Source organism: Marinobacter vinifirmus (assembly GCF_002258215.1).
In the GTDB taxonomy this organism is placed as follows: domain Bacteria; phylum Pseudomonadota; class Gammaproteobacteria; order Pseudomonadales; family Oleiphilaceae; genus Marinobacter; species Marinobacter vinifirmus.
This window is the reverse complement of the sequence record NZ_NEFY01000010.1, coordinates 90563-100333: the sequence shown is the minus strand read 5'-3', so window position 1 is coordinate 100333 and position 9771 is coordinate 90563. Positions and strand designations below refer to the sequence as shown.

10 protein-coding genes are annotated in these 9771 nt (G+C 60.4%); 6 read left to right on the top strand and 4 right to left on the bottom strand.

Annotated elements, in window-relative coordinates:
* The 4 genes from tnpC to uvrA form a co-directional block, all read right to left on the bottom strand.
* Positions 1-914: IS66 family transposase (gene tnpC, locus B9Q17_RS12975; RefSeq protein ID WP_154707622.1), on the bottom strand; the 914-nt coding region annotated here is incomplete at its 3' end.
* A 75-nt stretch (positions 915-989) separates the two neighbouring features.
* The gene (gene tnpB / locus B9Q17_RS12970; protein ID WP_022990718.1) at positions 990-1325 is read right to left on the bottom strand and encodes an IS66 family insertion sequence element accessory protein TnpB; all 336 of its coding nucleotides are present in this window, start codon (positions 1323-1325) and stop codon (positions 990-992) included.
* Positions 1322-1696 (bottom strand): IS66-like element accessory protein TnpA, encoded by a 375-nt coding sequence (tnpA, locus tag B9Q17_RS12965; protein ID WP_094624791.1) that lies wholly within the window; start codon positions 1694-1696, stop codon positions 1322-1324. Before tnpA ends, tnpB begins: the two co-directional genes overlap by 4 nt.
* A gap of 319 nt (positions 1697-2015) precedes the next feature.
* Positions 2016-4835: an excinuclease ABC subunit UvrA gene (gene uvrA / locus B9Q17_RS12960; protein WP_094625531.1), complete on the bottom strand. Its 2820-nt coding sequence runs from the start codon at positions 4833-4835 to the stop codon at positions 2016-2018.
* A 202-nt stretch (positions 4836-5037) separates the two neighbouring features.
* Between uvrA and B9Q17_RS12955 the strand changes: the two genes are divergently transcribed.
* From B9Q17_RS12955 to B9Q17_RS12930, 6 genes are all read left to right on the top strand, one after another.
* A complete protein-coding gene (locus tag B9Q17_RS12955; RefSeq protein WP_094625530.1) occupies positions 5038-6408 on the top strand; it encodes an MFS transporter in 1371 nt (456 codons plus the stop codon).
* A 57-nt stretch (positions 6409-6465) separates the two neighbouring features.
* Positions 6466-7008: a single-stranded DNA-binding protein gene (gene ssb, locus B9Q17_RS12950; RefSeq protein WP_022989938.1), complete on the top strand. Its 543-nt coding sequence runs from the start codon at positions 6466-6468 to the stop codon at positions 7006-7008.
* Between the two features lie 198 nt (positions 7009-7206).
* Positions 7207-8136 carry a type IV pilus biogenesis protein PilM gene (locus B9Q17_RS12945; protein WP_094625529.1) on the top strand — a complete coding sequence of 310 codons (930 nt, stop codon included), beginning with the start codon at positions 7207-7209 and terminating at the stop codon, positions 8134-8136.
* A complete protein-coding gene (locus B9Q17_RS12940; RefSeq protein ID WP_094625528.1) occupies positions 8133-8750 on the top strand; it encodes a PilN domain-containing protein in 618 nt (205 codons plus the stop codon). The genes B9Q17_RS12945 and B9Q17_RS12940 overlap by 4 nt, the downstream gene beginning before the upstream one ends.
* Positions 8743-9426 carry a coiled-coil domain-containing protein gene (locus B9Q17_RS12935; protein WP_094625527.1) on the top strand — a complete coding sequence of 228 codons (684 nt, stop codon included), beginning with the start codon at positions 8743-8745 and terminating at the stop codon, positions 9424-9426. Before B9Q17_RS12940 ends, B9Q17_RS12935 begins: the two co-directional genes overlap by 8 nt.
* Before the next feature lies 1 nt (position 9427).
* Entirely contained in the window at positions 9428-9754 is a 327-nt protein-coding gene (locus tag B9Q17_RS12930; RefSeq protein ID WP_058341466.1) for a hypothetical protein, read from the top strand.
* The last annotated feature ends 17 nt before the right edge of the window (positions 9755-9771 follow it).

Below are 9771 nucleotides of genomic sequence, written 5' to 3'. Positions count from 1 at the left end.
CGGGCGTGTTCACCCGCCCGGCTTGGGGCGAAGTCGTAAACGGTGGCTTTCAGGTCCGAGAACGGTGTGGTGCAGTAAGCCCAGACGTAGGCCTTGTGGGTTTTCTTCTTACCCGGAGCCAACATGCTGACCGGCGTTTCATCGGCGTGCAGAACGTTGTGTTCCAGCAAGGCGTTTCTCAACGCATCTGCCAGGGGCTGCAACTGCACACCGCAGGCACCGACCCATTCGGCGAGTGTTGAACGGGGTATTTCCAGGCCGGCACGGCCGAAGATGCGTTCCTGACGGTACAGTGGCAGGTGGTCCGCGTACTTGGCCACCAACACCTGAGCCAGCAGGCCGGCGGTGGGGATGCCCTTGTCGATCACCTGCGGTGGTACCGGTGCCTGGACCAAGGTCTCGCACTGGTTGCAGGCCCACTTGCCCCGGATGTGGCGCTCCACCGTGAACTCGCCCGGGACGTAATCCAGCTTCTCGCTGATGTCTTCGCCAATACGCTTGAGCTGGCAGCCACACTGGCACCGGGTATTGTCCGGTTCGTGGTGGATCAGGGTACGGGGCAGCTCCGGTGGCAGCGGGGTGCGCTTGGGCTTCTGCTTGGGTCGAGCGGCCTTCTGCTCCTCAGTCATCGCCTGGTCCAGCTCGGCTTCGATGGCGGCCAGGTCGCTGTCGATCAGCTCGTCCAGGAGCTTGCCCTGAACGGCATCGAGTTGCTCACTGCGGCGGGCGAACTTGTGACGTTTGAGGACGGCGACTTCGTGGGTCAGCTTCTCGATGATGGCATTGCGGCGCACCAACTCCCGCTCCTTCCGGCCCAAGGCTTGATCCTTGGCGTCCAGAGAGTCCATCAGTTCCGTCGCCAGAGCGCGGAGCTGATCGGCTGAGAGTTGGTTGATATCGGGGCGCTGAGTCATGCCGCCTAGTATGCCAAGTCCCTGTTCGGCAGGCGATTCGCGGTTCTGGCTATAGCGGCATCACAGCACTTGTGATTACAGGATGCAGATGACGCCCTCCGCGCCAATGCGCTGCCAGGGCAGGCCCTGAACCAAGGCAGACAACTGTTCCTCGGTCAGGCGCAGTTGGTCACCGCGCCAGGTTTCGCCCCAGTGGAATTTACCCCGGTTCAGCCGGCGGGCGCACAACCAGATGCCCAGGCCATCATGGATCAGCACCTTCATCCGATTGCCTCGCTTGTTGGCGAACAGGTAGGCGCAATGGGGTTTAGCCGAACCGAATACCTGAATAACCCGCGCCAGGGCCTTGTCGGGTCCGGCCCGCATATCCAGCGGTTCGGTGGCCAGCCAGATCTCATCAATGCGGATCATCCCAACAGATCCCGAAGCAAAGCCGCACACTGATGGGCTTGCTCCGCAGGCCACTCCACCACAACCGCACCACCGGCGCGGGGAATCTTGATGCGGATGGTGCTACATTGATTCGAGACTGACAGGGTGTCCGGCACAGGCGCTACGGCTGGCAGACGGACCGGAACGAATCCAGGTGCTTCCGGAGTTTTAGCCGCCCTTCGCGCTTCGCTCATCCAGCGCCGGACCATGTTGGCGTTGAGACCGTTATCCAGCGAAATCCGGGAAACAGACGCCCCGGGCTTCAGACATTCGGCGACGATACGAGCCTTCAGCTCTTTGGAGTAACGACGACGTTTTTGGTAGGGCTTGGTTACGCTTATGTTGGTCATGTTAAGTGTCCACTTAAAAATAAGTGGACACTATCCTGACGGCCGCAGCGCCTGGCTCAAGATGGGTTTACCGGACGGTTACGTATCGGGGGCTGGTCAGGGTGGTGTGGGTGAATTTTCTTTGGAAAAACAACTCGCTTCGCTCAGACATCTTTTTCCGGCAGAAAATTCACCCACACCACCCTGACCGTCCGGTCTTCCGGGGCATACCTTTTGTAAAACAGAGGCCTTATTTTTTAGTGTCCTTTCGTGGTTTTCGTGGCAAAAACGTCCTTGTCTTTATTTTTCGGTGTCTTTCAGTGGATTCCGTGGCTAAAAGTCATTCCAGCATAGGCTTCAAATAACGCCCGGTATGCGACGCCGGATTGTCCGCCACCTCCTCCGGAGTTCCCTCGGCAATAATCTGCCCGCCACCTGAACCACCCTCCGGGCCCAGATCTACAATCCAGTCCGCCGTTTTAATCACATCCAGGTTGTGCTCGATCACCACAATGGTGTTGCCATGGTCGCGCAACCGTTCCAGTACGGTCAGCAACTGCTGGATGTCGTAGAAATGCAGGCCGGTAGTCGGTTCATCCAGTATGTACAGGGTTTTACCGGTATCGCGCTTGGACAGTTCCTTGGCCAGTTTTACCCGCTGGGCTTCGCCGCCGGACAATGTGACGGCGCTTTGGCCGAGGCGGATGTACGACAAGCCCACGTCGATCAGGGTTTGCAGTTTTCGGGCGATGAAAGGCACGGCGTCGAAGAATTCGCGGCCTTCTTCAACGGTCATTTCCAGCACTTCGTTGATGTTTTTGCCTTTGTAGCGTACTTCGAGGGTTTCTCGGTTGTAGCGTTTGCCTTTGCAGATGTCGCAGGGCACGTACACGTCGGGCAGGAAGTGCATCTCTACCTTAATTACGCCATCGCCCTGACAGGCTTCGCAACGGCCGCCTTTGACGTTGAAGGAGAACCGGCCGGGTTTGTAGCCTCGGGACCGGGCCTCCTGGGTGCCGGCGAAGAGTTCACGGATGGGGGTGAACAGGCCGGTGTAGGTGGCCGGGTTGGATCTGGGGGTTCGGCCGATGGGGCTCTGGTCTATGTCGATGACCTTGTCCAGGTGGTCCAGGCCCTTGAGGTTTTTGTAGGGGGCGTGGCTCAGGCTGGTGGCTTTGTTCAGCTTGGCTGCCGCCACCGGATAAAGGGTGGCGTTGATCAGGGTGGATTTGCCGGAGCCGGATACACCGGTGATGCAGGTCATCACGCCCAGTGGCAGGTTCAGGGTGACGTTCTGCAGGTTGTTTCCGGAGGCGCCGGATAGCACCAGTTTTTTGCCGTTGCCTTTATTTCGGGCTTTGGGAACGGCAATTTCCTTTTCGCCACTGAGATACTGGCCGGTCATGGACGCCGGGTTGGCGATGATCTCGGCCGGGGTACCGCGGGCGACGATTTCGCCGCCGTGTACGCCGGCGCCCGGGCCGATGTCGATCACGTAGTCGGCGGCGCGGATGGCGTCTTCGTCGTGCTCCACCACGATCACGGTGTTGCCCAGGTCCCGCAGGTGGGTGAGGGTGGCCAGCAGGCGATCATTGTCCCGCTGGTGCAGGCCTATGGATGGCTCATCGAGAATGTACATGACGCCCACCAGGCCCGCGCCGATCTGGCTGGCTAACCGGATGCGTTGGGCTTCACCGCCGGACAGTGTGTCGGCGCTGCGTTCCAGGGTTAGGTATTCCAGCCCGACGTTAACCAGGAATTGCAGGCGTTCGCGCACTTCCTTGAGGATTTTCTCGGCGATTTCGCCTTTGCGGCCGGGCAGGGCCAGTTCGCTCACGTAGCGATGGGCGTCGCCGACAGGCAGCCGGGTGATTTCCGGCAGGGTACGCTCTTCGATAAACACATGGCGGGCGCTGCGGCGCAAGCGTGAGCCGCCGCAATCCTTACAGGGCTGGGTGCTGAGGTTGCGGGCGAGTTCTTCGCGCATGCTCTGGGAGTCAGTTTCCCGGTAGCGGCGTTCCAGGTTGGGCAGTATGCCCTCGAACGGGTGTGCCTTTTCCATGATATGGCCGCGGGAATTTACATACCGGAAGGTGATGTCTTCATCGCCGGAACCATACAGCAGGGCCTGCTGGAAGTTTTCCGGCAGCTCTTCCCAGGGTGTTTCCAGGTCAACGCCGTAGTGCTCCGCCACGCTGGTGAGCATCTGGAAATAGTACACGGCGCGGCGGTCCCAGCCTTTGATGGCGCCGGAGGCCAGGGTGGCTTCCGGGCTCTGGATAACCTTTTCGGCGTCGAAAAACTGGCGCACGCCCAGGCCGTCACATGTGGGGCAGGCGCCGGCCGGGTTGTTGAAAGAAAACAGCTTGGGTTCCAGTTCGCTCAGGGCGTAGCCGCATTGGGTACAGGCGTAGCGGGCTGAGAAGGTGTGTTCCTCGCCTTCGCCGGTCATGGGGGCAACCAGGGCAATGCCGTCGGCAAGCTCCAGAGCGGTTTCAAAGCTCTCGGCAAGCCGCTGCTCCAGGCCTTCCTTCACCTTGAACCGGTCGACCACCACATCAATCTGGTGTTTGCGCTTTTTATCCAGCGCCGGTACATCGTCGATATCGTAAACGGTACCGTCGACCCGCAAGCGAATGAAGCCCTGGCTGCGCATGGTGTCGATCACCTGCAGGTGTTCGCCTTTACGATCCCGGATGACCGGGGCCAGGATCATCAGTTTGCTGCCTTCCGGCATGGCCATCACCTGGTCGACCATCTGGCTTACGGTCTGGGCTTCCAGCGGCTGGCCGTGGTCCGGGCAGCGGGGTTCGCCGGCGCGGGCGAACAGCAGGCGCAGGTAGTCGTATATCTCGGTAATGGTACCCACAGTAGAACGCGGGTTGTGGGAGGTGGATTTCTGCTCGATGGAAATGGCCGGGGAAAGGCCTTCGATGTGGTCCACATCGGGTTTTTCCATCATCGACAGGAACTGGCGGGCATAGGTGGACAACGATTCCACGTACCGGCGCTGGCCTTCGGCATACAGCGTATCGAACGCCAGGGAAGATTTACCGGAACCGGAAAGGCCTGTGATGACAATCAGCTTGTCCCGCGGCATATCCAGGTCGATGTTCTTCAGGTTGTGGGTGCGTGCACCCTTGATCTGGATATGGTCCATAACACCTCGCTTGGGTAAAAACGTCGATTATATCGTTTTCGGGTGGCGCCGGCTAAACCGTGTACAGACGCGCCTGGCCACTCTCAGCCGCCGTTAGCCACCCCGTTGTGAGTAGTCCCGTCTGCATAGCGCTTCTGGTACAATGCGCCGCTCGCAGTGACAGGCTGCGCCTATACATTCAACCAGTCCGGCACGGGTTAGCATGAACGCGCTTGAAAAACGCTCAGTAGTAGCTCTGGCATCGGTATACGCCATGCGTATGCTGGGCCTGTTCATGGTAATGCCGGTCTTCGTTTTGCTGGGCAGCGACCTCGAAGGCGCTACGCCCGCGCTGATCGGTTTCGCAATTGGTGCCTACGGCCTGAGTCAGGCACTGCTGCAGATTCCGTTCGGCTTGCTGTCAGACCGGGTTGGCCGCAAGCGGATGATCTACATCGGCCTGGTTCTGTTCGCAGCCGGTAGTGTGCTGGCTGGCGCTACCGATTCCATATACGTAGTTATTGCCGGGCGGATTCTTCAGGGCGCCGGCGCGATTGCCAGCGTGCTGATGGCGTTGCTCAGTGATCTCACCCGGGAGGAGCAGCGCACCAAGGCCATGGCCACCGTGGGCATTTCCATTGGCCTGTCGTTTTCGGTCTCCCTGGTTGTGGGCCCGCTGCTGGGAGCTGCCTGGGGGCTGTCCGGGATTTTCTATACCACCGCGGTACTGGCGGTTCTGGCGTTGGTGGTGGTTGCCCGGGTTGTGCCCACACCGCACCAGCACAAGGTCAGTGCCGACACCCATCCGGCCCGGGAAATGGTCAGCCGTGTCCTGGCGGATGGCCGGCTGCTGCGGCTCGATTTCGGCATTTTCATCCTGCATTTTGTACTGACCGCACTGTTCCTGGTGTTCCCCACCATGTTGCAGGATCAGCTGGGGCTGAAGGCCAGTTCCCACTGGTGGTTCTACCTCAGCGTTATGATTACCTCGTTCTTCGCCATGGTGCCGTTCATCATCGTTGGCGAGAAGAAGCGTAAAATGAAGCCGGTGCTGTGCGGTGCCATCGCCTTGCTGGCGCTGGCGGCCGCGTCGATGACCGGTGTCGGCCAGAGCCTGTGGCTGGCGTGGGCTGTGCTATTCTTCTTCTTTATGGCGTTCAATCTGCTGGAAGCCAGCTTGCCGTCGCTGATCAGCAAAGAAGCCCCGGCTGCGGCCAAGGGCACCGCCATGGGCGTGTATTCCACTTCCCAGTTCTTCGGCGCGTTTCTGGGCGGTGCACTGGGTGGCTGGCTGTTGCAGACCGCTGGCCTGGAAGGTGTGCTCTGGCTGATGGCCGCAGCGCTGGTGGTATGGTTGCTGGTGGCTTTAACCATGCCTGCACCGGGTTACACCACCAGTTTTGTGGTACAGCTGAAAAACGCCGTGAGTATCAGTTTTGACGAGATCGACCAGAACCTGCGAAAACTGCCGGGCGTGGAAGACGTGGTGATCGTGGAAGAGGCCGCCATGGCTTACCTGAAGGTAGACCGTCAGCATTTTCGGGAAGAGCAGCTTGCGCACTTTGAATTTGTGCGGCAGGGTAGCACTACTTAAAACACAGGATGCCTGCATGGAACGCAGGCGTTCAGCAAAAGAGACCAGGAGCATACAATGGCACGAGGCGTAAACAAGGTAATTCTTATCGGTAATCTGGGCCAGGATCCGGATACCCGTTACACCCCGAACGGCAACGCGGTGGTAAACCTCAACCTGGCGACCGATGAAAGCTACAAGGATCGTCAATCCGGCCAGCTGGTACCGAAAACCGAGTGGCACCGGGTGGTGTTGTTCGGCAAGGTGGCTGAAGTGGCAGGGCAGTACCTGCGCAAAGGTTCCAAGGTGTATATCGAAGGGCGCCTGCAAACCCGCAAATGGCAGGGGCAGGATGGCCAGGACCGTTACACCACCGAGATCGTGGTGGATATCAACGGCCAGATGCAGATGCTCGACAGCCGTGGTGGCGAAGGCGGCATGAACCAGGGCGCGCCCCAGGGCCGGCCCCAGCAAGCGGCCAGCTACAACAACCCGCCCCCGCAACAGCAGCAGGGTGGCCAGGGTAACCAGGGTGGCGGATACAGCAACCAGCCGCCCCAGCAGCAGGGCGGCGGCATGCCGGAGCCGATTGACGACTTCGATGACGATATCCCCTTCTGATCCAGATCAAAGGCCCGTGCTCTGCGCGGGCTTTTTTGTTACCAACTTGCAAAATTTCCGTGAAATCTTCCGCAAACCGTGGAGTTAGCTTCAACTTCTCATCTATCATGTAAGGCTATGTAAAATTCGCCGAATTTTTGAACATTCAGGCCTGTTGCCTGCACTTGGCAATCCTCCGATTTCGACACCAGGGAATTCATGATCCTGACCTCTGTGGTTCATTCACTGACAAGGCTGTTCCGGCCCGGAACATCAGCGGGCAGAGTGTGCCTGGAAATCCGGGCCGACGGCATTGCCTGGGCCAGCGCTCCGGGTTTGTCTGGCCAGAAGGCCGGCTTTGCCGAGTGCATGCCGGCCCAGCGCAGTGCGACTCTGGCCGGGCTGGTCTCTGAACAGGGCTGGCGCAAAGTGCCGGTTACCCTGGTGTTGCCCATGGACCAGTACCAGGTGTTTCAGGTGGACCGCCCGGAAGGGGTGGACGATACCGAACTGGCGGATGCCCTGAAGTGGAAGCTGAAAGACTTTCTGGACTTCAGCCCGTCAGACGCGGTTTCAGACGTCTTCGAATTTCCGGAAGATGCGTCCCGTGGTCGCCGGCCCCTGGTGAACCTGGTGGCGGCCCGTAAATCCCTGGTGCAGGAGCTGATCAACTTGGTGAATGATGCCGGGATGGAGCTTGAGCGTATCGACATCGCCGAGCTGGCCCTGCGCAACTTTGCGGCCGCGCTGGATTCTGCCGGCCGGGGCGTTACCCTGGTGCACCTTCGTAACCGGTACGGCCAGATGGTGATCTGCCGGGGCGAAACCCTGTATCTGTCCCGCCGTCTTGAGCTGTCCTACGATGACTTGCAGGACGCTGGCCGGCAGGACGGCGCCGTGGAGTCCCTGGCGCTGGAAATCCAGCGTTCACTGGATTACTTCGAAAGCCAGCTGGGGCAGGTGCCACCCTCCGGCATCCGGTTGGTGGCGAAGGATGCGGTGTTGCCCTTGTCGTCCATGCTCGCATCATCCCTGGGCTCTGCGGTAGAAACGCCCGACTGGACAGAGTTCGCCATGAGCACCGACCTGGACAGCCGTTGCCTGCTGGCCTGGAGTGCCGGCCTGCCATCCGGGAGAAGCGGTACATGAAGCAACAGGTCAACCTTTATGTGCCGGAACTCCGGCCGGTCCGGCAGCGCCTGAGCGCTGGCACCTGCGTGGTACTTGTGGTGCTGGTTGCGGTTTTGGTACTGGCCGCCATGGCCTACGGCAACTGGCAGAACCGGCAGCTGGCCGGTCAGGCGGATGCCATCGAACGGCAAACAACTCAATTGCAGCAGGCGGTGGAAACCTTGTCGGCGCAGGTTGAACAGCAGCGGCCAGACCCGGAACTGGAGCTGGCGCTGGAACGGGTGACCGATACCATCTCACGCCGGCAGCGTTTGCTCGAGCGGGTGGAGGGGCTGACTGGCAATCACCAGGCGGGTTTCTCGGGCCGTATGGCCGCCCTGGCGCGCCAGATTCCGGAGAACCTGTGGCTTACCGGCATCACGCTGGAGTCCTCTCCTGCGTCGTTGAAGCTGGAAGGCCGCACACGTGCGCCGGAGCTGGTGCCCGGTTACCTGGAACAGTTGGGTAACGAACCGGTATTTGCCGGCGAAACCTTCCGGCATTTCCAGCTGAGCCGCCCGGACGAAGAAGAGAATACTGGCTGGGTGGAGTTCCGCATGGCCACAGAACATAACGGAGGCGCCAGTGAGTAAGCTCTCCGAACAGTTGGCTGCGGGCGCAGCCTGGTACAACGAACGCCCGGTTCGCGAACGGGGGCTGATTGCGGTAACCCTGTGCGTACTGGTGCTGGTGCTTGGCTGGGAGCTGTTTGTGGCTCCGGTAGAAGCGCAGAAGCAGCAGCTGAACAATCGTATCCAGACCCTCTCTGCTAACCGGGACAACCTGCTCAGCCAGCAGCAAACCCTCAGCAGTCAACTGGAGCGTGACCCGTCCGCAGAACTGCGGGAGCGCCTGGCCGCCCGGCAAAACCGCCTTGAGCGACTGGACCAGCAGATTACCGAAACCACCGGCCAGCTGATTGCGCCCCGGGATATGGTGGCATTGCTGCGGAACATGCTGGCAGCCCAGCAGGGGCTGACGCTGGAATCCCTGAGCCTGCTGGCGCCGCAGCCGGTATACGGGGAGCAGGGCGCTGCGCCAGGTGACGGCGAGGCCAGGGCGCCTGAGCCTTTGCTGTATGCCCACGATGTGGAACTGACAATCTCAGGCGGCTACCTGAACGTATTGAACTACCTTGAGCGGCTGGAGTCTATGGACGACCGCATCGGCTGGCTGCAGCTGATTTATGACGCCGGCAGCTGGCCCAAGGGTGAGGCCCGTATCCGGGTAAGAACCCTGAGCCTGGAAGCCGCCTGGCTGGGAGTGTGAGATGAGATCAGCAATTTTCGGGCTGGCGATGGTGCTGGCCCTGTTTGCAAGTGCCGGGGCCCATGCCCTGCAAGACCCGACCCGGCCCCCCGATGCCCGCCCGGCGTCGGTACAGAACGTAGCGCCAAGGGATATCGAGCTGGGCTCTATCCTGCTTGGCAGCCAGCGTCGTGTGGCGGTGATTAACGGCGTAGCCCTGCGGGAAGGTGATGACCACGATGGTATCCGGGTTCGCCGGATTCACCGCGACAAGGTAGAAGTAACCGACAGGGGCCAGCCCAGAGTGCTGTATCCGCCAACGCTGCCGCAGGTGCGGATAACCCAATGACAGGCAACCGGATGACA

Excerpts from the sequence above, each read along its gene's own strand:
- B9Q17_RS12955 (WP_094625530.1), top strand. The coding sequence starts at position 5,038 with ATGAACGCGCTTGAAAAACGCTCAGTAGTAGCTCTGGCATCGGTATAC.
- ssb (WP_022989938.1), top strand. The coding sequence starts at position 6,466 with ATGGCACGAGGCGTAAACAAGGTAATTCTTATCGGTAATCTGGGCCAG.
- tnpA (WP_094624791.1), bottom strand. The coding sequence starts at position 1,696 with ATGACCAACATAAGCGTAACCAAGCCCTACCAAAAACGTCGTCGTTAC.
- B9Q17_RS12940 (WP_094625528.1), top strand. The coding sequence starts at position 8,133 with ATGAAGCAACAGGTCAACCTTTATGTGCCGGAACTCCGGCCGGTCCGG.
- tnpB (WP_022990718.1), bottom strand. The coding sequence starts at position 1,325 with ATGATCCGCATTGATGAGATCTGGCTGGCCACCGAACCGCTGGATATG.
- B9Q17_RS12945 (WP_094625529.1), top strand. The coding sequence starts at position 7,207 with ATGATCCTGACCTCTGTGGTTCATTCACTGACAAGGCTGTTCCGGCCC.
- uvrA (WP_094625531.1), bottom strand. The coding sequence starts at position 4,835 with ATGGACCATATCCAGATCAAGGGTGCACGCACCCACAACCTGAAGAAC.
- B9Q17_RS12930 (WP_058341466.1), top strand. The coding sequence starts at position 9,428 with ATGAGATCAGCAATTTTCGGGCTGGCGATGGTGCTGGCCCTGTTTGCA.